This is a genomic window from Hydrocarboniphaga sp., assembly GCF_028291725.1.
Lineage (GTDB): Bacteria > Pseudomonadota > Gammaproteobacteria > Nevskiales > Nevskiaceae > Hydrocarboniphaga.
Genome location: NZ_JAQGNT010000108.1, coordinates 1 through 22882, shown reverse-complemented (window position 1 = coordinate 22882; position 22882 = coordinate 1). Strand labels below are relative to the sequence as shown.

The following is a 22882-nucleotide window of genomic DNA, read 5'->3' as shown; positions in this document are numbered from 1 at the left end:
GCTTTTTTATCGACTCCGACAATTATTAAATAGGCGTCACCGAAATGTTCCCCGTTCCATCTGCATCCCGGAGACCGCCATGAGTACCCAGATTCCCAGCCTGCTGAAGATCAATACCAGCGTTTTTGCCGACAAGGGCAATTCCAGCGTGCTGGCCGAGAACATCGTCGCCGCCTGGCGCAGGAAGCACCCGACCGGCCAGGTCGTGACCCGCGATCTCGCGGGCTCGCCGGTCCCGCATCTGGACGCGACGCGCATCGTCGCGCTGTCGACGCCGGCCGCCGACCGCACGCCGGAACAGGCGGCGATCGTCGCCGAATCCGACGCGCTGATCGACGAGCTGAAAGCCGCCGACACGATCGTGCTCGGCCTGCCGATGTACAACTTCGGCGTGCCCTCGCAGCTGAAGGCCTATATCGATCACCTGGCCCGCGCCGGCGTCACGTTCCGCTACACCGAGACCGGCCCGGTCGGCCTGATCGGTGATCGCAAGCTGGTTGTCGCCGCCGCGCGCGGCGGTATCCACTTGGGCCAGCCCAGTGATACCCAGACCGGTTTCGTGAAGACCTTCTTCAACTTCCTCGGCATTCAGAACATCGAGTTCGTCTACGCCGAAGGCCTGGCTTACAGCGCCGAGCACAAGAGCAAGGCTTTCGAGCAGGCGCAGGCCGTGATCGAGAAGCTGGCGGCGTAGCGGCAAACGCGGGTGGGGGCGAGCCGGCGCAACGAAGCCTCGTTGTGACATCCGCCCCCATCCCAACCTTCCCCCGCAGGCGGGGGAAGGAGACCTGAAGGAGCTTGAAATGAACGAACGTACCTTGAGACAAGTGATCCCCGGCCAGCCGACTTCGGACGGCGCCGGCGTCAAGCTGTCGCGGTCGCTGGGTTCGCAGCCGGGCCTGCGCTTCGATCCCTTCCTGATGCTCGACGAGTTCTATACCGACGAGCCCAGCGACTATCTGGCGGGCTTTCCGGCGCATCCGCATCGCGGCTTCGAGACGGTGACCTACATGCTCGACGGCCACATGCAGCACAAGGACAACTTCGGCCACACCGGCGATCTGGCGCCCGGCGACGTGCAATGGATGACGGCGGCGCGCGGCATCATCCATTCCGAAATGCCGCAGCAGACGGCGGGCCGCATGCGCGGCTTTCAGCTGTGGCTGAACCTGCCGGCGAGCGAGAAGATGAAGCCGGCCGGCTATCGCGACATCCCGTCCGCCAAGATCCCGACGGCGGCCTTGGACGGCGGCGGCAGGGCCCGCGTGATCGCCGGCTCGGTCACGCAATCGGGCGTCAAGACCGACGGCCCGGTGCTCGGTGCGACGACCGCGCCGCTGTATCTGGATATCGATCTGGCCGCCGGGGTCAGCGCCGCCGTGTCGGTACCCAATGGCCATAATGCTTTCGTCTATCTGTACGAAGGCACGGCCAGCATCGGCACGGAAGCACGCCCGCTACCGCTGCGCGGCGCGGGTCTGCTGTCGGACGGCGACACGCTCAAGCTCACCGCCGGCGCGCAGGGCGCACGCCTGCTGCTGATCGCCGGCAAGCCGCTGCGTGAGCCGGTGGTGCAGTACGGCCCGTTCGTGATGAACACCCGCGAGGAGATCGAGCAGGCGCTCGAGGATTACCGCAGCGGCCGTTTCGGGCATGAGACCGAAGCGGCCTGAAGCGGCAGATGTAGGTCGGCAATCCTTTGCCGACGTGAGGCCTCCGTTGCGCATCGGGTCTTGCACGTCGGCGAAGGATTGCCGACCTACACCTTCAATGATGCTGTTTCGCGAATACCTTCTTCAGCAGCTCGGTGCTCCGCGCTGCCGGGTCGGCGCGAATCCGCGCCTCTTCCTCGGCAATTTTCAGGAACAGGCCGTCCAGCGCTTTCTGCGTGACATAGCCGTCGAGATCCGCCGGCATGCTGCTGCCGGACAGGCGCAGGATCGGGCCGGCCTTGCTCGCCAGCTTCTTGTACTGCTGGGTGACGCCGGCCTGCTCGGTGGTCGTGGTCACGATCGGCAGGATGCTCTGGTACAGATCGTCCGACGAGGAGCGGCGGAAGAATTCGGTCGCCGCATTGCTCGGGCCATCGAGAATCTCCTTGGCGTCGTCGATCGTCATTCGGCTGATCGCGTTGCCGATGATATTCATCGCCTGCGGCACGGCCTGTTCGGCGGCACGGTTCAGGCTCAGCTGGAACTGGTCGAGCGTGCTGCCGTAGCCGACCGACCGCACCGCGCTCTCGTAGCGGGCGACGAACGAGGGCAACGGTACGCGCACCTGCGGGTCGCGCCAGAAGCCGTCATTGCGGCCGAGTTGGGAAATGGCGCTGGTGGTGCCCTGCTGCAGCGCGTCGCGCAGGCCGGCCAGGATCTCGCTCTGGCTCAGGCCGCCCCCCTGGACCACGCTGCCGATCTGGTCCAGCGCGTCGATCACGCCCTGGCCGGTGCCGGCGCAGCCCGGTAATGCCGACAGCACCGAGCCAAGCAGGGCAGCGGAGATCGCGACAGGGACACGCATGAGGGTTCCGATCTGTAAGAAATCTGAGCATACCCGTTGCCTGTGTCCGGCAGCAGCGGGTTCTTATGCAGCGGCGAAAATGGTCGGTTGAACGGCGCCGCGGTGCGAGTCTCGATGGCTGTTCTGCCAGCCGCGCCGCTAAACTGCGCGCCCCATGCTGACCTTTTCCAACGTCACGCTGCGCCGTGGCCCTCGCAAGCTGTTGGAGCGCACGTCCTTCACCGTCCACCCGGGCTGGCGGGTCGGCCTGGTCGGCCGCAACGGCACCGGCAAGACCAGCCTGTTCGCGATGGTGCTCGGCGAGTTGTCGCCGGACGCAGGCGAGGTGCAGCTGCCATCGCGGCTGGAGATCGCCTCGGTGGCACAGGAGACACCGGCGCTGGAGCGTGCGGCGCTCGAGTTCGCGCTCGATGGCGACACCGAGTTGCGCCGCTGCGAAGCCGAGCTTGAAATCGCCGAGCAGAAGCACGACGTCGCGCGCATCGCCAGGCTGCACGACCGGCTGAACGCGATCGGCGGCTACTCGGCGCGTTCGCGCGCGGCCAAGCTGCTGGACGGCCTCGGCTTCAGCCAGGAGGCGCAGTCGCGCACGGTCGCCAGCTTCAGCGGCGGCTGGCGCATGCGCCTGAACCTGGCGCGCGCGCTGATGTGCCGGTCCGACCTGCTGCTGTTGGACGAGCCGACCAATCACCTGGATCTGGACGCGGTGTTCTGGCTGCAGGACTGGCTGAAGAGCTACGACGGCACGCTGTTCGTGATCAGCCATGACCGCGAGTTTCTCGACGCGGTGGCCACGCATACGCTGCACCTGCATGCCGAGACCGCGACGCTGTATTCCGGCAACTATTCGCAGTTCGAGCGCCTGCGCGCCGAGCGCATGAGCCAGCAGGCCGCGCAGCGCGAGCAGCAGGTGCGGCAGCTGGCGCATCTGCAGGCTTTTGTCGACCGCTTCCGCGCGCAGGCGACCAAGGCGCGCCAGGCGCAGTCGCGGCTGAAGATGATCGAGCGCATCCAGATCGGTGCGGCCGCGCATGCGGATTCCGAGTTCAGTTTCAGCTTCCGCGCGCCGCTGAAGTTGCCGAGCCCGATGCTGCGGCTGGACAAGGTCTCGGTCGGCTACGGCGGCAAGCCGCAGCTCAGCGGACTGAAGCTCGGCATCGAGCCCGGCGATCGTGTTGGCCTGCTCGGCCCCAACGGTGCCGGCAAGTCGACGCTGATCAAACTCATTGCCGGCGATCTGGCGCCGCTGTCCGGTGAAGTGAAACGCTCGCCGGATCTGAAGGTCGGCTACTTCGCGCAGCATCAGCTGGAGAGTCTGGACGCGCAGGCCTCGCCGATGCTGCATCTGCGCCGGCTCGATCCGGACGCGACCGAGCAGTCGGTTCGTGATTATCTGGGGGGCTTCAATTTCCGCGGCGATCGCGTCTATGAGGCGATCGCGCCGTTTTCCGGCGGCGAGAAAGCGCGGCTGGCGCTGGCGCTGGTGGTGTATCCGCAGCCCAATCTGCTACTGCTCGACGAGCCGACCAATCATCTCGACCTGGACATGCGCCAGGCGCTGGAAATGGCGTTGCAGGATTACAAGGGCGCGATGCTGCTGGTCTCGCATGATCGCCATCTGATCTCCAGCACTTGCGACACGCTGTGGCGAGTCGACGCCGGCCGCTGCGAAGACTTCGATGGTGACCTCGACGATTACGCGAAGTGGCTGAGCACGCGCGGCAACAGCGTCGGCGACAAGTCCGAGGCCAAAGTGCTGGACGCCGCCGCCAAACAGCAGCAGCGCGCGCTGCGCGACACCGTCGGCAAGCTCGAATCGCAGATGAGCAAGGCGCAGGCGCGGCTCGCCGAGATCGATTCGAGGATGGGCGATGCCGGGCTGTACGAAGCCGCGCGCAAGAAGGAGCTGGACAGGCTGGTCGACGAACAGCGTCAGCTGAAGAGCCGGCTCGACGACATCGAGGCGAAGTGGCTGGAAGGCATGGAGCAGCTGGAGTCGCTTTGATTTTTTGTCCCCTCCCCCGCGAAGCGGGGGAGGGCTAGGGTGGGGGCATTCGTCGCGGAGTTGCTCTCTCGTTGCGCCCCCATCCCGTCGTTGGCGGGGAAAGGAGACAAGCGGTTACGGTTCAAACCCCGCCTGCATCAGCCCCGCCGCGACCAGCGCCTGCACCACCTCGCCATCGTGCCCCGGCACCTGGTGAATCTCCGGATTGCTCTGCGCGAGCTTGTGCAGCGCGCTGAGTTCCGGCAGTACCTGCGCGCGGTTTTCGCCGACCAGCGCGGTCATGAACCAGGGCCGCTCGCGCACCAGCTCGATGTTGCGCCGATGCCAGGCGATGTCGCCGAGGAACAGCACTTCGCGGCCATCGGCGCGCTTGACGTAAACCATCTGGCTGCCCGGTGTATGGCCCGGCGCGCGGATCAGCACCACGCCGGGCGCGATCGCCAGCATCTGCTCGTATTGCAGCGGCACGATGCCGGCCACGAGTTCTGGCGCCAGCTTCGCCGGCGCCATCGTCTCGGGATGTGCGAGCTGCTCACGGCTCAGCCGCAGCGCCGGCAGCAGGCGTGCCGGCTCCGGATAACTCGCGATACCGCCGATGTGATCCATGTGCTCGTGTGTGATCACGATCAGAGAGGCTTTCGGCAGCGCCGCGCTGACGCGGCCATAGGCCTCGTCGTCGTAGGCCGGGACCATGAAGTCGGGCTTGGCCATACTGCGGGGCATGGCGGTGTCGACGATCACGGTCTGTTGCGGATAGACCAGCTGGTACGAATACACCGGCAGCGGCGTGCCGCGCCAGCGGTCGCCGGCGACGACCATCGCGCCGGCGAACTCGAAAGCCATCACATTCTCGAAGCGGATCTCGCTCGGCTTGTCGCCGGGCAGCGAGTCGGCGAGCAGGCGCACCGCCGCGGCGTCGAAGGTATAGGCGCTTTCGTCGGCCTTGGGGCTGTACATCACCGCCGCGTAATAGGCGGGCGCGCCGATAACAACCAGAACCAGCGCGATCCACAGCCGCCGTCGCGACACATGCAGTAATGCCATTTGATGCCTCCCTGGAGCCGCGATTGTCGGGGCCGCATGCCCGCGCAGCCTCACCCCGTTGAGGGATACGCTATGCAGATGATGAAGCCCCTGATCGAAATAAACGGTACTCCGGCCAGCGCCGGATCGCTATCGGCGGCGCTGCCGAACTATGGCCACTTCACCTCGATGCAGGTGCGTGGCGGCCGGGTCGCCGGCCTGCAGCTGCATCTGCAGCGGCTGCAGTCGTCGACGCAGATGCTGTTCGCCAGCGAACTCGATATCGCGTCGGTACGGGCCTGGTTACAGCAGGCATTGCAGCATGCCGGCGCGGCCGCGATCGAGGCCTGCTCGGTGCGCATCAATGTCCACGCTGCGCAGTTCGATCGCGATCGGCCCGGTGCGCCTCAGGCTGTCGACGTGATGATCACGGTCAGCGCGCCCTGGCAGGGCAGGACGCAGCCGATCCGGGTGCAGGCGCAGTCCTATCAGCGCGATCTGCCCGAGGTGAAGCATGTCGGAACCTTTGGATTGTTCTGGCAGCGGCAGCTCGCCTTGCAGGCCGGTTATGACGATGCGCTGTTCGTCGATCACGCCGGGCGTATCAGCGAAGGCAGCGTCTGGAACATCGGCTTCTGGGACGGCGAGCAGCTGATCTGGCCGCAGGCAGCGATGCTCGACGGCGTGACGCAGCAGCTGTTGAAAGCGGCGCTGGCGGCGGCCGGTATTGCGCAGCAGACGCGCGAGCTGCGTTTACCCGATCTGGCCGGCTTCAAGGCGGCTTTCAGCTGCAATTCGACCGGTGTCGGGACGCCGATTGTGGCGATCGACGAATGGCGGTTTGTTGAAGATCCAGCGTTCAACGCGCGGCTGCTGGCAGCATATGAAAGCGTCGCGGCAGATGCGATCTTGTGAGCCTCGATCGCGGACAAGGTCCGCTCCTACAGGAATATGGCGCACGGTCGGTTGCACCTCCTGTAGGAGCGGACCTTGTCCGCGATTGTGCTCGTGACGAATACGCGACCCATCGATTAAGATGATGATCATCATCCATAGCGCAGGAATCCCGTGACGCAAGCCACCGCCGCCCGAACCGGCTGGACGCTGATGCTCTGCGCGAGCGCGATGCTGATGATCACGATGGGCGGCCGCCAGTCGATGGGCCTGTTCATTGGCCCGATCACGCAGGCCACCGGCGTCGGCATCGTCGGCATCAGCTTCGCACTGGCGATCGGCCAGTTCGTCTGGGGCGCGGTGCAGCCGATCTTCGGCGCGATCGCCGACCAGTACGGCGCCAGGCCGGTGATTTTTTGCGGCACGCTGCTGCTGGCGCTGGGCTACGTGCTGGTGCCGCATGCGGGTTCGCAGTTCGGGCTGATGATGACGATGGGCGTGCTGGTCGCGTCCGGTGCCGGCGCTGCGAGTTTCTCGATCCTGATCGGCGCGACCGCATCGGCGCTGCCGCCCGAAAAGCGCTCGTTCGCGAGCGGCCTGATCAATGCCGGCGGATCTTTCGGCCAGTTCGTATTCGCGCCGCTGGCTCAGCTGATGATCGTCGCCTTCGGCTGGGTCGCCGCGATGTATTCGCTGGCGGCGGCGAGCCTGCTGGTGATTCCGCTGCTGCTCGGCCTGGGTCGCCGTCAGACGCCGGCGGAGTCGCCTGTCACCGGCGTCCCAGCGGGTGCAGGGCTTGGCGCTCAATTGCGTGTCGCGCTGCGTGATCGCAGCTACTGGCTACTGCACGCCGGCTTTTTCACCTGCGGCGTGCATATCGCCTTCCTGGTCACGCATCTGCCGGGCGAGGTGTCGTTGTGCGGCCTGCCGGCCAGCGTCTCGGCGACCTCGCTGGCGCTGATCGGCCTGTTCAACGTGGCCGGCAGCCTCACCGCCGGTGCGCTGGGTTCGCGCCTGCGGATGAAGTACGTGCTCGGCGCGATGTACGCGAGCCGCGTGCTGATCATCGCGATCTACCTGGTTTCGCCGCGCACGCCGCTGACGTTCTACGTGTTCGCCGCCGCGCTCGGCTTCAGCTGGCTGGCGACGGTGCCGCCGACCGCGGGCCTGGTCGGCAAGCTGTTCGGCACGCGCTATCTCGGCACCTTGTTCGGATTGACGCTGTTGTCGCACCAGATCGGCGGCTTCTTCGGCGCCTGGCTCGGCGGCGTCACGATCGCGCGCTTCGGTGATTACAACTGGATGTGGTACGGCGACATGCTGCTGGCCGGCGTCGCCGCGCTGCTGTGCCTGCCGATCCGCGAAGCGCGCATGAAAAGTACCGCGCCGCTCGTGGCCTGAGCGTTGATCGTAGGTTGGGGTGAGCGTAAGCGAACCCCAACATTGGCGCGGCAACCCGTTGGGGTTCGCTTTGCTCACCCCAACCTACAGCGGCTCAGCGGCCGTAGTTGGGCCGGTCGGCGTGCAGGTATTCGTAGCCACCGCCGTGGCCGCGCACGGTGCGGATCACGGTCGGGTCGCCGGGTACCGGCTCGATCTTGCGGCGCAGACGCGTGATGCGCAGGTCGATCGCGCGATCGAAGACTTCGCCCGGATCGGTGCCGGACAGCTCCAGCAGCTTGTCGCGCGACAGGATCACGTTGGGATGGTCGGCGAATACGCAGAGCAGACCAAACTCGGCGCCGGTGATCGGCAGCACTTCGCCGGCCGGATCGACCAGCCGCCGCCGCGAGCGGTCCAGCCGCCAGCGGCCGAACCATCGCTCGCCGCTGTTGCTCGACTGCAGCGCTGCCGACACGAGCATGACCGGCGCCGGAGTGGCGACCGCCGCGTCGCCGCGGCGGCGCAGCACGCTGCGGATGCGCGCCAGCAGTTCTCGAAGATCCGCGGGCTTGGCCACGTAGTCGTCGGCGCCCAGCTCCAGGCCGACCACGCGGTCGGCGGTGGCGTCGTTGCTGGTCAGCATGATCACCGGCACGTCGCTGCAGCTGCGCAGCCAGCGCAGCACCGTCAGCCCGTCTTCGCCGGGCATGATCAGGTCGAGGATCACGCAGTGAGGGGTCTGCGCTGCGAAAGCCGCGCGCAGCGCCGCGCCGCCTTCGTAGGCCTGGGCGGCATAGCCCTGGGTCGAGAGATAGTCGACGACGAGTTGGCGCAGCAGTGGATCGTCGTCGACCACGGCGATGCGAGAACTCATGCTGGCGCTCCGGGAAGACCCATCAGATGGTGCCCGATCGCGCGCCGCGCCGCCTGCTCGATCGGCGCCAGTGCGGCCAGTTCGGCGCCCGCATCCGCATCGGCGGTGCTGAGCCGGTGTTCCAGCGCGCCGGCGGCGCGCTGCAGCGCGAGCAGCCCCAGCGTCGCGGCGCTGCCGCGCAGCGTATGCGCGGTGCGATGGGCAGCAGCACGATCGCCGGCGGCGAGCTGCGCTGCGATAGCGGCCGGCGCGCCCGGCGCCGCCAGATAGCGGCGCGCCAGCCGCTCCCACAGCGCGCGGCTGTCGGCCATCAGCCGGATCGCCGCGTCGAAATCGAAATCCGGCTCGGCCGGGATCGCCACCGGTTCCGTTGCCGGGCCGCGGCCTGCGGTCCAGCGCGCCAGCACTTCATAGAGCCGGTGCACATCAACGGGCTTGCCGAGGTGATCGTCCATGCCCGCGTCCAGGCAGCGCTGACGATCTTCGGCCATCGCATTGGCGGTCATCGCGATGATCGGCACCTGAGCCTGCGGGGCGGGCAGCGCGCGGATCAGGCGTGTGGCCTCGATGCCGTCCATGACCGGCATCTGCACGTCCATCAGCACCGCGTCGTAGCGCGTAGCGGTGGCGCGCTGCACCGCCTGTTCGCCATTGATCGCCAACTCGACGATCACGCCGGCGCGCCGCAGCAGTTCGCTGGCGACCTCCTGGTTGATCTCGTTGTCCTCGACCAGCAGCACACGGCGTCCCGCCAGCGCCGCGCGGCTGTCGATAGCCGCGGTTGCCTGGCCGGGTTCCAGCGCGGTCTCGTGTCCGAAGGCCTGGACGATGGTGTCGAGCAGCACCGAGGGATTCACCGGCTTGATCAGGAAGCCGTCGAGCCCGGCGATCTGCGCCTGGCGTTCCACCTCCTCGCGGCCGAAGGCGGTGATCATGATCACCACCAGTGGCTCGGGCCGGGTCAGCCCGCGGATGCGCAGCGCGGCCTCGATGCCGTTCATGCCCGGCATCTGCCAGTCCATCAGCACCAGCCGGAACGGCTTGCCGGCGTCGTCGCGGACCCGCTCGATCGCCTCGGCACCGCCCGACACCGAGGCGACGTCGAAGCCGAAGGATTCCAGATAGGCGCTCAGGATCGATACCGCGGTGGCGTTGTCGTCGACCACCAGTACACGCATGCCGCGCAGCGAGCGCGGCGTCTTCAGCCGCGCCGCCGAGGCCGGCGCCAGGCCAAAGCGCGCGGTAAAATGGAAGCTGCTGCCGGCGCCGGGCACGCTGTCGACGCCGATCTCGCCGTCCATCATGTCGACCAGCCGCCGGCAGATCGCCAGCCCCAGGCCGGTGCCGCCGTAGCGGCGCGTGGTCGAGCTGTCGGCCTGCGAGAACGGTGCGAACAGGCGCTCGATCTGCTCGCGGCTCAGGCCGATGCCGGTGTCCGCTACCTCGAAGCGCAGCCGCGCGAAATCGCGGCCCTGCTTGACGCTGGAGACGCGCACCACGATCTGGCCGCGCTCGGTGAACTTGATCGCGTTGCTGACCAGGTTCAGCAGGATCTGGCCCAGGCGCAGCGGATCGCCGACCAGCTGCGAGCTGACGCCGGGCTCCACCGCGAACAGCAGCTCCAGCGATTTTTCGCCGGCCGGCAGGTTGACCATGCCCGACAGGCTGTCGAGCACCGAATACAGATCGAAGCGCGTCGATTCCAGCACCAGCTTGCCGGCCTCGATCTTCGAGAAGTCGAGAATGTCGTTGATGATCTGCAGCAGCGACTTGGCCGCCGTGTCGATCTTGCCCAGATAGTCGAGCAGTCGCGATGGATCGCTGCTGCCCAGGCCCAGATGGGTGAGGCCGACGATCGCGTTCATCGGCGTGCGGATCTCGTGGCTCATGTTGGCGAGGAAGTCGCTCTTGGCCTTGGACGCCGCCTGTGCTTCCAGCGATGCGGCCTCCAGCGCGGCTTCGACGCGCTTGCGCTCGCGCAGGTCGGTCATCGTCGCGAAGATCACCGGCGCGCCCGACAGCTGCACGCGCGTCAATGCGATTTCGCAGGGTCGCAACTCGCCGTCACGGGTCTGGTGCAGCCAGTCGAAGCGGTTGTAGCCCTGCTCGAAAGCCATCTGGATCATCTCCCTGGCTTTCTCCATCGATGGACGGCCATCGGGCTGCGATGGCGGCGAGAATGCCGGGAAATCGCGGGCGAATTCCTGCTCATCCTCGATCATCAGCAGTTCGCGCAGGGACGGATTGGCGTCGGAGAACTGCAGGTCCTGGTCGATCATCACCAGGCCGATGCGGGTGTGGTCGAAGATCGCGCGCAGCCGCTGCTCGGCGGTGCGCGCCTCGTCGTGCGCCTGGCGCAGCTGTTCTTCCAGCTCCTTGCGATCGGTGAGGTCCTGCCAGAACCCGTTGATCGTGGTCGAGCCGTCGGGCTCGCGCTGCGGCCGGCCGACCGAACGCACCCAGCGGATCTGCCCACTGCGTGCATGGCGGATGCGAAAGTCCACGCTCATCACTTCCATCGTCGCCGCCGCCTGGCGTATGCCGGCGCCGACCGCGGGCAGATCTTCGGGCAGCACCGTGCGGAAACGCGCGTTGAGGTCTTCGTGGCCTTCTTCGATGGTCACGCCGATCAGCGCGCGGATGCCCTCGCTCAGATAGGTGATCTGCACTTCACCGGCAGTGGTATAGCGCAACTGGTAGAGCGCGCCGGGCACCGAATCGGTGATGTCGCGCAGCCGCTTCTCGGTGGCGGCGAGCCGGTTGCGGGCCTCGGTTTCGTCGGTGATGTCGGACCAGTAGCCGGTCCAGATGCACGTCTCACCTTCGAGCCGTGGCGTTGCCACCGTGCGCACCAGCCGGATCGAGCCATCGGCGCGGCGGATCTGCACGTCGGCTTCAAACGAGCGCAGGTCGCGCTTGGAATCCGCGTAGGCCTTGAACAGCACCGCGGAATCCACCGGCAGCACCAGGCGCGACGGCGCCAGCGGATCGCGCAATATGGCTTCGGGCTCGAGCCCGAGCACCTCGCGCACGCGCTGGCTGACATAGGTGTAGCGGATGCTGACCTCGCCGTCGCTGACCAGCTGGAACACCGCGCCGGGCAGCCACTCGGCAAGGTCACGCATGCCGTCGTTGAATCCGTCGGCGATCTCCGAAGCCGCCTGGAGCTTGCGCAGATCGGAGTGTCGGGCGGCCGGGTCGGCAGAAGTCTTGGTCATCAAGGGGTCACTGCAGCTTGGATCGATTGAACAGCTGCGCGCCGGCCGCGCGCGCGTAGGTTTCGTCGCAGGCCGGCAGGTTTGCGAGCCTCGGGCACTGGTCTTTGAGCTGGTTCAGCGTCACCACGTCGGACCAGCGCGTATGCGAGACACAGGCCGCACCCTGCGGTGTCCAGCCGGCTTCGAAAGCGAAGGCGGGATTGTTCTGCGATGCCATTTTCTGGATGCCGAGCTCGTCGTACATGTCGATCTCCGTGCCGTTCTTGGTATGGGCCGCGCCATCGCCGCAATAGTCGGCCCGCACCATGCGCACGCAGGCGGCATGCAGCGGCACCAGGTCTTCGCCTTTCGGACCCTTGGCCCAGGGTTTGTAGCCGAAGCGTGCGCACTTGCCTACCGCGCCCGAGGCACAGGTCATCGTGATGTCGCCCTCGCGGCCCGGGTGCCCTTCCGGCAGCGCGACCGGAAAGCCCCAGCGCTCGCCGTAGGCATTCGGCTGACAAGCCGGATTCCAGCCGCCCTGGCCGTCGGGCACCTGGAAGTCGTGGCGCAGGATTTCGGGATCGTCAGGATCGGGCGTGATCGCCGCGAGCTTCATCGGCACGGTCTTGCCTTCGAACGCCAGGTGAATCGTCGCGCCGACCAGCTCGGTGCCGCGCAGCTGTTTGCCGCCGGGCATCGTCAGCACCAGCGCGCTGCCTTCCACGGTCAGCGAAGCGGCCGGCTCCGCCGCTGCCGGCGCGGCGGCGGAAGGCGGCGCGTCGTGGCAGGCGGACAGGGCCAGACACAGCAACAGTGCATAGCGACGGATCATGCGGTCACCTTCGAAGTCGGGTTGTGCTTCCGGGTCGCCAATTAAAAACGGAAACGGCCGCCGGCGCGCCGGCGGCCGGTCGACTCAGCGCAGTGCGACTTGGCTGCCGTTGGCGAGCGTCACCGCGTAGGCGCGGACGCCACCGGCGATACCGTGGGTCTCGTCGCCATTGGCCGGCGCGCCGTTCAGCCAGACGCCATTGAAGGTGAGGCCCTGGAGAATGGGGCCATTGAATACCGGGCCATTGAAGCTGACGCCGTTGAACTGGATTCCGTTCCAGGTCAGACCATTCAGCGAGAAGCCGTTGAACTGGACGCCGTTGAGGGTCCAACCGTTCAGCGTGGTGCCCTGCAGCGAAATACCGTTGAACTGGATGCCGTTCAATGTCACGCCATTGAGCGTGAAGCCGGCATGGGCCGGAGCCGACAGTGCGGAGACGGCGAGGGCGGCGGCGAAGCCGAGAGCTTTGATGTGGTTCATGGTGCGATTCCTTTCGATGAGTCGGATGATGAAAAAGTGCGGCTGAAATCAGCGCAACGCCAGGCGGGCGCCGCCGGGCAGGGTCACCGCGGTGGGCCTGCCGGCCGGCACGCAGCTGTCGATAAAGCCCAGGACCGGCAGGCCTTGCAGGCCGATGCCGTTGAGTGAGAAACCATTCAGCGAGATGCCGTTGAGCTTGATGCCGCAGCTCAGGCAGGCCTGGGCCGGGGCCGACAGCGCGGTGCCGGTCATCAGGACGCCGGCGGTGAAGCAGCTTGCGAAAAGCGGTTTGAGCGACATGGTGATTCTCCCTGTGCGATGGAAGCCGGGGCGCTTCCGATGCAACACAGGCTAGGCTCCGTCGGTGTCCTGCCGACTTCCGCGGGCTGAAACATGATGTCAGGCCGATGTCAGGCGTCCGCCCGCTGCCCGTTGCGGGTGGTGGTAATCGGTAAAAAGCACCGCCCGGCAACGGTAGGTCGGCAATCCTTTGCCGACGTGTAACCTCGGATGCGCAAGCGCGGCCTCACGTCGGCAAAGGATTGCCGACCTACGACGTCATCGGGCCACTGGATGCCGTTAATCGCAGCAGCAATTCCGCGGCTGACCAATCGCGCTTGCCGCCTGCTTCCGCATCGCGAATCAGTGCGATCAGGCGTGCGTTCGCCGGCGCCGCCATCGACAGCCGCTCGGCGAGCTTCACGATCGCGCCGTGGATCCAGTCGATCTCGGTTCTGCGGCCCAGCTGCAAGTCGTCGAGCATCGACGAGCGCGCCAGCGGGTCGATCTTGAGCATGCTGCCGGCGATGCGTTTGAAGATGAAGTCCGGGACGCACAGCAGCCGCGGCATCCAGTGCGGCGGCAGCGGCGTCAGCCGTGCCGGCTTGATCCCGGCCGCGTCCAGCACCGCCAGCGCTTCGTCTTGTACCAGTGCCAGGCAGCGCCGGTAGTCGCGCTGTGACAGCTGCGCTTTCAGCGGCAGGCCCGCCAGCGCATTGATCGGATTGTTCAGATTCAGCAGCAGCTTGGCCCATTGCACGGCCGCAATATCGCCGCGCTGCTGCAGCGGGATGCCCGCGCGCGCGAAATCGGCAGCGATCGCAGCTAGCCGCGCATGCCGCTGGACGACCAGCGTGCCTTCGGTACCCTGATGAAACTCGCCCGGACCGCGCGAGGTCGCGTTGTACGGCACCATGCCGGCCAGCACGAGATGCTGCGGCAGCGCGGCGGCCAGCAGCTCGGCATTGCCGATGCCGTTCTGGAAGCTGATCACCAGCGCGCCGGGTTTCAGCACCGCAGCCAGTTCCTGCGCGGCGCTCTGCGTCGCCGCGGATTTCACGGTCACCAGCACGACGTCCGCATCGGATGCGGCCTGTGCGGATGTGGTGTAGCGAGCCTGGCTCGCCGGCACGTAAAACCGGGCGCCGAGGTAGTCCGTCAGCCCCAGGCCCTGCGCGGCAATCTCGTCGGCAAGGCGCTGGCGGCCGATCATCACCACGTCGGCGCCGGTGGCTGCGAGGCGCGCACCGATTGCGCAGCCGACGCTGCCGGCACCGAAGATGCCGATGCGGCTCATCGCCCGCCTAAGTGCCTCGTTTCCCAAGTACGGTCACGAATCCGCGGCGGCGGATTTTCGCGCCTGGCGGCGTTGCGACTCCTCGCCATAGCGGGGCTATGCCTCGTCGTCGCGCCTTGCCAGTCGCAAAACTCCGCATGCGCCTTCGTGACCGTACTTGGGAACCGAGGCACTAAGCGGTCTTCGCTGCCAGCGGGATATCCCACTTCTGATACAGGAACGACATCAGCCACAGCGGGCCGATCATCAGGAACTGAAGATCCTTGAAGAACGACGGCCGCGAGCCCTCGTAGTGATGGCCGATGAACTGCCCGATCCAGGCCTCGATGAAAATCGCCGCTGCGATCCAGATCGTGTACGGCCCCGCGAGTTGCTGCAGCAGCACCGTGACCAGGTACATCGGCACGTAGACCAGCGCCAGGCCAACCGTCAGTCGCCACGACAGCCGAAGGTAGTAGGCGAGCGACAGCGCGATGACCACGCTCTCGGCATTCACCAGAGCGCTGCCGAGCGGAATGCACTTCAGCGCCAGAAAAACCGCGAACACGATCTGCGGTACGCAGATCCAGTGCAGCGTCTTGTTCTTCAGGTTGCGGTGCGAGCTGGAATACTCGCCCAACCATTGCTCGACCGTCTTCATGCTGCTCCATGGTGCATGGATCTTGGCCGGCATTGTCGTCAACCGCGGCGGCGAGGGACGATGGTATTTACGGCTCAAAGCTAGGTCGTCGTCGCAGCGGAGGTCGGCCGGATGCAGTAGTTCAGAGGTGGGCGCGCTCCTCATTTTTTGGGCGACGTATCAGGGCGCGGAAATCGACCTGATCCTGCGCCGCGGCGATCAACTGCTGGGTGTGGAATGCAAGCGTAGCGATGCGCCGCGCATCTTCGATCCGCATCGCTTTTGAGGATCTGGGCCTGGCGCGCGTTGCGATCATCTATCCGGGCAGCAAACGGTATCAACTGGCCGAACGGGTCGAGGCAGTGCCGCTGGAGGATCTCGGCAAAGCCAGTATGATTTTTGAGCCAGACCCTGCGTAACAGGCGGCGACAGCCTGCCGAGCGAGGCCGCGATTCCGGCACTGGCCCTGATCCGGCCGCGCCAGGCTTCGTGGGTGTAAGGCTGGCCGATCCGGCGAGACAGCGCCGGCCGCGCGCGGCGCGCTGGTGCTGTGCGCCGGTCTGAAGGATTCGACTGATCACCGGCTTCCGTGCAGGATACGCCGCATGATCACCAAGCCTCTCGAACTGCAGGCCGACAGCGTGGCGCAACTGCAGTTCGCCAGCGAAGACAGCGCAATGCGCTACTCGGCCCGGGTGATCGGGCAGATCCCCGGCGTCAGCATTCTGGTGACCACGCCGATGCAAAACGGCGCTGCCCGGCTGGTGCGCGTCGGCCAGGAGTTCGTGGTGCGCTGCTTCAGCAAGGACCGTGCGCTGGCCTTCACCAGCCGCACGCTGAAGTCGAATATCCAGCCTTATCCGTATCTGCACCTGAGCTATCCCGATGAGCACGAGCAGGTGTTGTTGCGCAGTGCGCGGCGCGTCAACGTGCAGTTGAGCGGGCAGGTGCAGCGCACCGGCGACGGCGTCGGCGAACACTGGGGTACACCGCAGCAGATTCTGTTGTCCGACGCAAGCGCCACCGGCGCGATGCTCCAGGCCGAGCAGAGCCTGGGAGACGTGGGCGAGCGGCTGCGGCTGACGCTGCAATTTCCGATCGAGCGCATGGCGGAGCAGGGCGCCGTGGTCGAGGGATTCATCCGTATCGTCTACGAGGACGACCCCGCCGCCAAGCGCTATCGGTACGGCATCGAGTTCACCGATATGGAGCCGACGCAGGAGCTGGTGTTGCGTGCCTACGTCTACGAACAGTTGCTTGGGGCCGACGCGCGTTCCTAACGTTCCGTCGGGCGAGCGACGCATGACCCGGTGGCGCCGCCTCATCATGCGATGACACCGGCTGCGTTCACGCGCGCCGCTCGCCACTTCTGTCCCTCCGGCCAGTCCCATACGCACCCGTATCGGCTACGCTATGCGGACAAAATTTCCTTCCCTATCAAGCCATCCGATTGCTGGAGTTTCCGTATGCCTAGCTATAACGCCCCGCTGCGCGACATGCAGTTCGTGCTGCACGAGCTGCTCAATGTCGAGCAGGAACTGAAGAGCCTGCCGGCGCATGCCGACGTCGACGCCGACACCATCAACTCGATCCTGGAAGAAGGCGCCAAGTTCGCCTCCGAGGTCATCGCGCCGATCAACCAGAGCGGCGACGAAGAAGGTTGCACCTACGTCGGCGACGGCGTCGTCAAGGCGCCCAAGGGTTTCCGGCAGGCCTTCGCGCAGTTCGTCGACGCCGGCTGGCCGGCGCTGTCCTGCGACACCGAGTATGGCGGCCAGGGCCTGCCGCACCTGGTCAACAATGCGTTCTACGAAATGCTGAATTCGGCCAACCAGGCCTGGACCATGTACCCGGGCCTCACGCATGGCGCCTACGAGGCGCTGCATGCGCACGGCACGCCGGATCAGAAGAAGCTCTATCTGCCGAAGCTGACCTCGGGCGAATGGACCGGCACGATGTGCCTGACCGAGCCGCATTGCGGCTCCGACCTCGGCATCCTGCGCAGCAAGGCCGAGCCGGTCGGTGACGGCTCCTATCTGATTTCCGGCACCAAGATCTTCATCAGCTCCGGCGAACACGACCTGTCCGAAAACATCATCCATCTGGTGCTGGCGCGCCTGCCGGGCGCGCCGGAAGGCACCAAGGGCATCTCGCTGTTCATCGTGCCCAAGTTCCTGCCGAACGCCGAAGGCAAGCCGGGCGAGCGCAACCCGGTCAAGTGCCAGTCGATCGAACACAAGATGGGCATCCACGGCAACGCCACCGCGGTGATCAACCTCGACGGCGCCAGGGGCTGGCTGGTCGGCGAGCCGAACCGCGGCCTCAACGCGATGTTCGTGATGATGAACGGCGCGCGTCTCGGCGTCGGCATGCAGTCGCTGGGCCTGTCCGAAGTGGCGCTGCAGAACTCGCTGGCCTACGCCAAGGACCGCATCCAGTTCCGCGCCGCCAAGGGCCCGGTCAACCAGGGCAAGCCGGCCGATCCGATCATCGTGCACGCCGACGTGCGCCGCATGCTGTTCACGCAGAAGGCCTACACCGAAGCAGGCCGCGCGTTCTCGTACTGGCTGGCGCTGAACATCGACCGCGAGCTGAGCCATTCCGATGAGCAGGTACGCAAGGATTCCGCCGATCTCGTCGCGCTGCTGACGCCGATCGTCAAAGCCTTCGTCAGCGACAACACTTGGGAGACCACCAACCTCGCGCTGCAATGCTTCGGCGGCCACGGATTCATCAAGGAATGGGGCATGGAGCAGTACGTCCGCGATGCCCGCATCAACATGATCTACGAGGGCACCAACTCGATCCAGGCGCTGGACCTGCTCGCGCGCAAGGTGCTGGCCGACGGCGGCGCCAAGCTGAAGAAATTCGGCAAGCTGATTCAGCAGTTCGTCGTCGAAAACCAGGGCATTGATGCGATGAAGGAGTTCATCGAGCCGCTGATGGACATCGGCGACAAGGCCACCAAGCTGACCGGCGAAATCGCGGCCAAGGCGATGACCAATCCGGAGGAGGCCACCGCAGCCGCCACGCCGTACCTGCGCGTCGTCGGCCACATGGTGTACTCATATTTCTGGGCGCAGATGGCGAAGATCGCGCTCGACAAGCAGGCTTCCGGCGATGGCTTCTACATCGCCAAGCTCGCCACCGCGCGCTTCTACTTCGCCAAGCTGCTGCCGGAAACCGCGGGCTATATCCGTCAGGCGCGTGGTGGGTCGGACGTGCTGATGAGTCTGGATGCGGCGTTGTTCTGAGCCTTGCTTGTTGACACGTAGCAGACCTCGACTACCGGAACTGTAGGAGCGGACCTTGTCCGCGATTGCGCTCTTCAGGGCCTCAATCGCGGACAAGGTCCGCTCCTACAGGGCAGCCGCGTAGAGCGTTTTGATCTGCAACGCTGCTTTAACATCCAAGCCCTAGGCTCCCGGCACTTTCATTCTCAGCCAGGAGACAAGGACATGTCCCAGCAGCATGAGTCGTCGCGTCGCCGCTTTCTGAAAACTTCCGCCGGTGCTGCCGGTGGCCTGATGCTCGGCGGTCTGCCGGGTATTTTGCTGGCGCGGCAGGCGCCGGCTGTCGTCACCTCCGAGGCCGATCGGCCGATCGCGTCCTGGGGCCTGCAGATCGGCGACCTGTGTGAGGATCGCGCGATGATCTGGAGCCGCGCTGATCGCGCGTCGCGCTTGCATGTCGAGTGGTCGCTGGATCCGAACTTTTCGACCACGCGGCGCATCGGTGGCGTGCACGCGCTGGAGACCTCGGATTTCACCGCGCGCGTCGATCTCAGCGGCCTGCCGCCGGGCCGCGAGATCTATCTGCGCACGACGTTCGAAGCGCTGGACAGCGAAGGCGCGATGAGCGAGCCGGTGCTCGGCAGCTTCCGCACGCGCGGCATTGGCGATCGCGGTGTGCGCTTCGTCTGGGGCGGCGATACCTGTGGCCAGGGCTGGGGCATCAATCCGGACGACGGCGGCATGCGCTGCTACGAGGCGATGCGCGCGGTTGATCCGGATTTCTTTCTGCATTCCGGCGACACGATCTACGCCGACGGCGTGATGGCGGAGACGGTGGCGCTGCCGGACGGCGGTACCTGGCGCAACGCGTTCCTCGACGTGGTGCCGGAGAAGACCAAGGTCGCCGAAACGCTGCAGGAATATCACCGCGCGTATCTGTACAACCTCTACGACGACAACGTGCGCCGCTTCAATTCGCAGGTGCCGCAGATCTGGCAGTGGGACGATCACGAAACCCTGAACAACTGGTCGCCGGGCAAGGATCTGTCGACCGATGCGCGCTACACCGAAAAGCGCATCCAGACCCTGGTCGGCAACTCGACGAAAGCGTTTCTGGACTACTCGCCGATGCGCTATCACGATCAGACCGAGTCCGAGCGCGTCTATCGCAAGATTCCCTACGGCGAATCACTCGATGTGTTCGTGCTCGACATGCGCTCGTATCGCGGACCCAACACCTACAACCTTCAGACCGAGCCGAACGCCGATACCGTCTATATGGGCAAGCAGCAGATCGCCTGGCTGAAGCAGCAGCTGCTGAAATCGACCGCGACCTGGAAGATCATCGCGGCCGACATGCCGCTCGGCCTTCAGGTGCCGGACGGCACCGATGCGCAGGGACGCGCGCGCTTCGAGAACAGCTCCAACGGCGATGGCACGGTGCTGGGCCGCGAGTTCGAGATCGCCGACATCCTGCGCTTCATCAAGCGCTCCGGCATCCGCAACACCGTTTGGCTGACCGCCGACGTGCATTACTGCGCGGCGCACCACTACAACCCGGACCAGGCGCAGTTCCAGGACTTCGCCCCGTTCTGGGAATTCGTCGCCGGCCCGCTGCATGCCGGCACTTTCGGCCCGAACGTGCTCGACAATACTTTTGGTCCGCAGCTGAAATTCCAGAAAGTGCCGCCGACCGGGCAGAGCAATCTGCCGCCGAGCGCGAACTACCAGTTCTTCGGCCAGATCGACATCGATCGCCGCACGCGCGAGCTGACGATGGCGTTCAAGGACAGCAGCGGTGCAGTGGTTTATACGAAGTCGCTGGAGCCGGAGCTGGGATAATCCGGAGGCACCTGTAGGAGCGGTCCTTGACCGCGATTGAGGCCATCAAGATCACAACCGCGGTCAAGGACCGCTCCTACAGTTCCAGTCTCGAAGCATCCGTTATCACCTTCCAGGCGCTCAGCTTGGCCTGATGGCTCAACGACGCATGCGCAGGACTCGTCGACGGCAGCCGATGAAAGCGGATGTACGGTGTCTGCAGCACCGGGGCGACGTAGCGCTGATACGTGGTCTCCGCCTTGGCACCGTTGAAGTACACCCGCGTGATCTGCGGGCAGCGCGCGAACAGCGCCGCGAAGTCGTTGCACTCGATCGACGACTCGACGATCGCGGAATCCAGGCTGCCTTCACGCGTGCAAAGTTTCAGCACGTCCCATAGCGCAACGCGCTGTCGCTTCAAGCGCGACAGCCGCTCGGTGTAAACCAGATCCGGGCCGGCACCGAACAGCTCGTTCATCAGCGGCCAGAACGCGTTGCGCGGGTGCGCGTAATACTGCCTGTGTTCCAGCGAAATGCGCCCGGGCATCGAGCCCAGGATCAGCACACGGGCGTCGTCGCCGGCTATCGGGGCGAAGCTGTGGACATACGGCATGTCACTTCATGTCATGGCGTTATAAAAGCAGGCGGTGTGCCTGCTCCCAGATTTCCCTGCTGCGCGCGACCAGCAGACCCTTGCCGCCGTCGCTCGCGCGATACGCTCCGGCGTCGTGCCGCGCGACGTGCCCGCCGGCCTCGGTCAGCAGCAGCGTTCCCGGTGCGTGATCCCAAGGCAGCATCCGCCAATACAGCGAGAAGTCGAGCTGGCCGCGTGCCGACAGAACGTAGTCGCCGCAGGCGCTCTGCGTGCCGGCGACGCGCTGCTGCACATGCTGTTCGGCGCGCGCATCGATCGTGCTGCGCATCGGCTCGGGCATGAAGCTGGTCTTGACGATGCCGCGCAGCATCGTCGGCCGCTGTGGATCGCGTGCTGCCAACTGCAGGCGCTCTCCATCGAAGTACGCGCCGCCACCGCGCTCCGCAATCGCGATCGAGCCGGTCAGTGGAAATTGAATCCAGGCCATGACGGCTTCGCCGTCGCGCAGCAGCGCGACCATGATGCCGAAGTCTTCGCGGCCGTGAACGAAGTTGCTGGTGCCGTCGATGGGATCGACGACCCAGACTTCGCCCTGGTCGAGCCCGTCCAGCAGCGCCGGATCGTCCGACACGCCTTCTTCACCGACCACGCGCGAACCCGGCCTCAGCGCGGTGAGCGCAGGGATCAGCATCGCCTCGACCGCGCGATCGACGACCGTGACGATTTCGCCGGGCGATTTCTCCGAGATGTCCTCGGTTCTCAACAAGCGAAAGCGTGGCAATACGAGCTCGCTTGCCGCCTGCTGCAGCAGCTGGCCGACGGATTCGATCAGCGCGGATTGCATTGGTAAGTGCCTAGTAGGGCTAGCGTCTGATCAGGCGCATCGCGCCCGTGACCAGATCCTGGTAACGCGACGGCAGCAGCCGCTGCATGCCGTCACCGGCGCGCGCGTCGATGCCGATCAGCACGCGCCGCGCATCGCGGCGGATGCCGGCGACGATCGCTTTGGCTGCGGTTTCCGGCGTGGTGCGCAGCAGCATCTCGAAGCTGTCGCGGCTGTTGGCGCCGCTGCTGCCGGTCACATCGGACACGCTCGCCGAGATTCGGCCGTTGATAGCAATGTTGGTCTTGATGCCGCCCGGATGCACGCAGGTCGCGCTGACGCCATTGCGGGCCAGATCGAGCTCCTGGCGCAGCGATTCGGTGAAACCGCGCACCGCGAACTTGCTGGAGTTGTATGCGCTCATCGCCGGTTGCGCGAACAGGCCGAACACGCTCGACAGGTTGACGACGTGGCCGTCGCCGCTCGCGATCAGGTGGGGCAGGAACTCCTTGGTGCCATGGACCACGCCCCAGTAATTGATGCCCATTACCCATTCGTAGTCGGCATAGTCGCTGCCGAGCACGGTGCCGGCGTGGGCGACGCCGGCGTTGTTGACGATCAGATTCACCTGGCCGTGTTCGCGCATGACTTTCGATGCCCAGGACTGCATCTGCTTGCGGTTGGCGACGTCGACTTTCTGTGATGTGACCTTGACGCCGAGGTCGGTCGCCATCGCAACGGTTTCAGCCAGACCGGCCACGTTGGAGTTGCTGGCCAGCGCCAGATTGCAGCCGCGCTTGGCAAGATCGACCGCCAGTGCGCGGCCGATGCCGGAGCTGGCGCCGGTGATTGCGGCGACTTTGTTTTTGAAGTCTTTCATTGTGGACTCCTCTCCTGTGCACATCGGCCGATTGTGCGCCTGGGCACGGGCCATGTGCTGACTTGTAGGAGCGGTCCTTGACCGCGATTGAGACCTTGGCGGGCCAATCGCGGTCAAGGACCGCTCC

General features: G+C 65.8%; 22 protein-coding genes. 10 read left to right on the top strand and 12 right to left on the bottom strand.

Annotated features, from left to right (window positions below; all coding sequences use genetic code 11):
- Positions 1 to 79 precede the first annotated feature (79 nt).
- Both JWQ90_RS27640 and JWQ90_RS27635 read left to right on the top strand, forming a co-directional pair.
- On the top strand, positions 80 to 694 hold the full coding sequence (locus JWQ90_RS27640; protein WP_299698312.1) for an NAD(P)H-dependent oxidoreductase: 615 nt from the start codon (positions 80 to 82) through the stop codon (positions 692 to 694).
- 109 nt (positions 695 to 803) lie between these two features.
- Entirely contained in the window at positions 804 to 1673 is an 870-nt protein-coding gene (locus JWQ90_RS27635; protein WP_299698311.1) for a pirin family protein, read from the top strand.
- Positions 1674 to 1767: 94 nt separating this feature from the next.
- On the opposite strand, the gene JWQ90_RS27630 is transcribed toward JWQ90_RS27635, so the two are convergent.
- Positions 1768 to 2517, bottom strand: a complete 750-nt coding sequence (locus tag JWQ90_RS27630) for a DUF4197 domain-containing protein (protein ID WP_299698310.1) — start codon at positions 2515 to 2517, stop codon at positions 1768 to 1770.
- A 154-nt stretch (positions 2518 to 2671) separates the two neighbouring features.
- Between JWQ90_RS27630 and JWQ90_RS27625 the strand changes: the two genes are divergently transcribed.
- Positions 2672 to 4522, top strand: coding sequence for an ATP-binding cassette domain-containing protein (locus tag JWQ90_RS27625; protein ID WP_299698309.1), 1851 nt, complete (start codon positions 2672 to 2674; stop codon positions 4520 to 4522).
- A gap of 114 nt (positions 4523 to 4636) precedes the next feature.
- Here JWQ90_RS27625 and JWQ90_RS27620 read toward each other — a convergent pair whose 3' ends face one another.
- On the bottom strand, positions 4637 to 5566 hold the full coding sequence (locus JWQ90_RS27620) for an MBL fold metallo-hydrolase (RefSeq protein WP_299698308.1): 930 nt from the start codon (positions 5564 to 5566) through the stop codon (positions 4637 to 4639).
- Positions 5567 to 5644: 78 nt separating this feature from the next.
- On the opposite strand from JWQ90_RS27620, the gene JWQ90_RS27615 reads away from it, so the two are divergent.
- Both JWQ90_RS27615 and JWQ90_RS27610 read left to right on the top strand, forming a co-directional pair.
- Positions 5645 to 6460 (top strand): aminotransferase class IV, encoded by an 816-nt coding sequence (locus JWQ90_RS27615; protein ID WP_299698307.1) that lies wholly within the window; start codon positions 5645 to 5647, stop codon positions 6458 to 6460.
- A 192-nt stretch (positions 6461 to 6652) separates the two neighbouring features.
- The gene (locus tag JWQ90_RS27610) at positions 6653 to 7840 is read left to right on the top strand and encodes an MFS transporter (protein WP_366919620.1); all 1188 of its coding nucleotides are present in this window, start codon (positions 6653 to 6655) and stop codon (positions 7838 to 7840) included.
- Between the two features lie 94 nt (positions 7841 to 7934).
- Here JWQ90_RS27610 and JWQ90_RS27605 read toward each other — a convergent pair whose 3' ends face one another.
- The 7 genes from JWQ90_RS27605 to JWQ90_RS27575 all read right to left on the bottom strand — a co-directional run bounded on the left by JWQ90_RS27605 (position 7935) and on the right by JWQ90_RS27575 (position 15424).
- On the bottom strand, positions 7935 to 8696 hold the full coding sequence (locus JWQ90_RS27605; protein ID WP_299698305.1) for a response regulator transcription factor: 762 nt from the start codon (positions 8694 to 8696) through the stop codon (positions 7935 to 7937).
- Positions 8693 to 11914: a response regulator gene (locus JWQ90_RS27600; RefSeq protein ID WP_299698304.1), complete on the bottom strand. Its 3222-nt coding sequence runs from the start codon at positions 11912 to 11914 to the stop codon at positions 8693 to 8695. Before JWQ90_RS27600 ends, JWQ90_RS27605 begins: the two co-directional genes overlap by 4 nt.
- 7 nt (positions 11915 to 11921) lie before the next feature.
- On the bottom strand, positions 11922 to 12728 hold the full coding sequence (locus JWQ90_RS27595) for an ADYC domain-containing protein (RefSeq protein ID WP_299698303.1): 807 nt from the start codon (positions 12726 to 12728) through the stop codon (positions 11922 to 11924).
- Between the two features lie 84 nt (positions 12729 to 12812).
- Positions 12813 to 13208: a hypothetical protein gene (locus JWQ90_RS27590; RefSeq protein WP_299698302.1), complete on the bottom strand. Its 396-nt coding sequence runs from the start codon at positions 13206 to 13208 to the stop codon at positions 12813 to 12815.
- A gap of 48 nt (positions 13209 to 13256) precedes the next feature.
- The gene (locus tag JWQ90_RS27585) at positions 13257 to 13508 is read right to left on the bottom strand and encodes a hypothetical protein (protein ID WP_299698301.1); all 252 of its coding nucleotides are present in this window, start codon (positions 13506 to 13508) and stop codon (positions 13257 to 13259) included.
- A 250-nt stretch (positions 13509 to 13758) separates the two neighbouring features.
- A complete protein-coding gene (locus JWQ90_RS27580; protein ID WP_299698300.1) occupies positions 13759 to 14784 on the bottom strand; it encodes a 2-dehydropantoate 2-reductase in 1026 nt (341 codons plus the stop codon).
- Between the two features lie 172 nt (positions 14785 to 14956).
- Positions 14957 to 15424, bottom strand: a complete 468-nt coding sequence (locus tag JWQ90_RS27575; protein WP_299698299.1) for an Mpo1-like protein — start codon at positions 15422 to 15424, stop codon at positions 14957 to 14959.
- A gap of 127 nt (positions 15425 to 15551) precedes the next feature.
- Between JWQ90_RS27575 and JWQ90_RS27570 the strand changes: the two genes are divergently transcribed.
- The 5 genes from JWQ90_RS27570 to JWQ90_RS27550 all read left to right on the top strand — a co-directional run bounded on the left by JWQ90_RS27570 (position 15552) and on the right by JWQ90_RS27550 (position 20478).
- Positions 15552 to 15689: a hypothetical protein gene (locus tag JWQ90_RS27570; protein ID WP_299698298.1), complete on the top strand. Its 138-nt coding sequence runs from the start codon at positions 15552 to 15554 to the stop codon at positions 15687 to 15689.
- Positions 15655 to 15822: a hypothetical protein gene (locus tag JWQ90_RS27565; RefSeq protein ID WP_299698297.1), complete on the top strand. Its 168-nt coding sequence runs from the start codon at positions 15655 to 15657 to the stop codon at positions 15820 to 15822. The genes JWQ90_RS27570 and JWQ90_RS27565 overlap by 35 nt, the downstream gene beginning before the upstream one ends.
- Positions 15823 to 16008: 186 nt before the next feature.
- Positions 16009 to 16683 carry a flagellar brake protein gene (locus tag JWQ90_RS27560; RefSeq protein WP_299698296.1) on the top strand — a complete coding sequence of 225 codons (675 nt, stop codon included), beginning with the start codon at positions 16009 to 16011 and terminating at the stop codon, positions 16681 to 16683.
- Positions 16684 to 16869: 186 nt separating this feature from the next.
- Positions 16870 to 18657: an acyl-CoA dehydrogenase C-terminal domain-containing protein gene (locus JWQ90_RS27555; protein WP_299698295.1), complete on the top strand. Its 1788-nt coding sequence runs from the start codon at positions 16870 to 16872 to the stop codon at positions 18655 to 18657.
- Between the two features lie 204 nt (positions 18658 to 18861).
- Positions 18862 to 20478, top strand: a complete 1617-nt coding sequence (locus JWQ90_RS27550) for an alkaline phosphatase D family protein (protein WP_299698294.1) — start codon at positions 18862 to 18864, stop codon at positions 20476 to 20478.
- 76 nt (positions 20479 to 20554) lie between these two features.
- Here the strand turns inward: JWQ90_RS27550 and JWQ90_RS27545 are convergent, their stop codons facing one another.
- The 3 genes from JWQ90_RS27545 to JWQ90_RS27535 are packed head-to-tail and all read right to left on the bottom strand — an operon-like array spanning position 20555 to position 22755.
- Positions 20555 to 21070 (bottom strand): DNA-deoxyinosine glycosylase, encoded by a 516-nt coding sequence (locus JWQ90_RS27545; RefSeq protein WP_299698293.1) that lies wholly within the window; start codon positions 21068 to 21070, stop codon positions 20555 to 20557.
- A gap of 19 nt (positions 21071 to 21089) precedes the next feature.
- Entirely contained in the window at positions 21090 to 21896 is an 807-nt protein-coding gene (locus tag JWQ90_RS27540) for an inositol monophosphatase (protein WP_299698292.1), read from the bottom strand.
- 19 nt (positions 21897 to 21915) lie between these two features.
- Complete coding sequence (locus tag JWQ90_RS27535; protein ID WP_299698291.1) at positions 21916 to 22755, bottom strand: SDR family NAD(P)-dependent oxidoreductase; 840 nt, start codon at positions 22753 to 22755, stop codon at positions 21916 to 21918.
- Between the last annotated feature and the right edge of the window lie 127 nt (positions 22756 to 22882).

What these genes read in the sequence shown, in the direction of transcription:
- JWQ90_RS27595 (WP_299698303.1), bottom strand. Translation starts at nt 12,728, where the DNA reads ATGATCCGTCGCTATGCACTGTTGCTGTGTCTGGCCCTGTCCGCCTGC.
- JWQ90_RS27635 (WP_299698311.1), top strand. Translation starts at nt 804, where the DNA reads ATGAACGAACGTACCTTGAGACAAGTGATCCCCGGCCAGCCGACTTCG.
- JWQ90_RS27605 (WP_299698305.1), bottom strand. Translation starts at nt 8,696, where the DNA reads ATGAGTTCTCGCATCGCCGTGGTCGACGACGATCCACTGCTGCGCCAA.
- JWQ90_RS27590 (WP_299698302.1), bottom strand. Translation starts at nt 13,208, where the DNA reads ATGAACCACATCAAAGCTCTCGGCTTCGCCGCCGCCCTCGCCGTCTCC.
- JWQ90_RS27585 (WP_299698301.1), bottom strand. Translation starts at nt 13,508, where the DNA reads ATGTCGCTCAAACCGCTTTTCGCAAGCTGCTTCACCGCCGGCGTCCTG.
- JWQ90_RS27540 (WP_299698292.1), bottom strand. Translation starts at nt 21,896, where the DNA reads ATGCAATCCGCGCTGATCGAATCCGTCGGCCAGCTGCTGCAGCAGGCG.
- JWQ90_RS27600 (WP_299698304.1), bottom strand. Translation starts at nt 11,914, where the DNA reads ATGACCAAGACTTCTGCCGACCCGGCCGCCCGACACTCCGATCTGCGC.
- JWQ90_RS27545 (WP_299698293.1), bottom strand. Translation starts at nt 21,070, where the DNA reads ATGCCGTATGTCCACAGCTTCGCCCCGATAGCCGGCGACGACGCCCGT.
- JWQ90_RS27560 (WP_299698296.1), top strand. Translation starts at nt 16,009, where the DNA reads ATGATCACCAAGCCTCTCGAACTGCAGGCCGACAGCGTGGCGCAACTG.
- JWQ90_RS27625 (WP_299698309.1), top strand. Translation starts at nt 2,672, where the DNA reads ATGCTGACCTTTTCCAACGTCACGCTGCGCCGTGGCCCTCGCAAGCTG.
- JWQ90_RS27550 (WP_299698294.1), top strand. Translation starts at nt 18,862, where the DNA reads ATGTCCCAGCAGCATGAGTCGTCGCGTCGCCGCTTTCTGAAAACTTCC.
- JWQ90_RS27555 (WP_299698295.1), top strand. Translation starts at nt 16,870, where the DNA reads ATGCCTAGCTATAACGCCCCGCTGCGCGACATGCAGTTCGTGCTGCAC.
- JWQ90_RS27575 (WP_299698299.1), bottom strand. Translation starts at nt 15,424, where the DNA reads ATGAAGACGGTCGAGCAATGGTTGGGCGAGTATTCCAGCTCGCACCGC.
- JWQ90_RS27565 (WP_299698297.1), top strand. Translation starts at nt 15,655, where the DNA reads ATGCGCCGCGCATCTTCGATCCGCATCGCTTTTGAGGATCTGGGCCTG.
- JWQ90_RS27535 (WP_299698291.1), bottom strand. Translation starts at nt 22,755, where the DNA reads ATGAAAGACTTCAAAAACAAAGTCGCCGCAATCACCGGCGCCAGCTCC.
- JWQ90_RS27620 (WP_299698308.1), bottom strand. Translation starts at nt 5,566, where the DNA reads ATGGCATTACTGCATGTGTCGCGACGGCGGCTGTGGATCGCGCTGGTT.
- JWQ90_RS27615 (WP_299698307.1), top strand. Translation starts at nt 5,645, where the DNA reads ATGATGAAGCCCCTGATCGAAATAAACGGTACTCCGGCCAGCGCCGGA.
- JWQ90_RS27610 (WP_366919620.1), top strand. Translation starts at nt 6,653, where the DNA reads ATGCTCTGCGCGAGCGCGATGCTGATGATCACGATGGGCGGCCGCCAG.
- JWQ90_RS27580 (WP_299698300.1), bottom strand. Translation starts at nt 14,784, where the DNA reads ATGAGCCGCATCGGCATCTTCGGTGCCGGCAGCGTCGGCTGCGCAATC.
- JWQ90_RS27630 (WP_299698310.1), bottom strand. Translation starts at nt 2,517, where the DNA reads ATGCGTGTCCCTGTCGCGATCTCCGCTGCCCTGCTTGGCTCGGTGCTG.
- JWQ90_RS27640 (WP_299698312.1), top strand. Translation starts at nt 80, where the DNA reads ATGAGTACCCAGATTCCCAGCCTGCTGAAGATCAATACCAGCGTTTTT.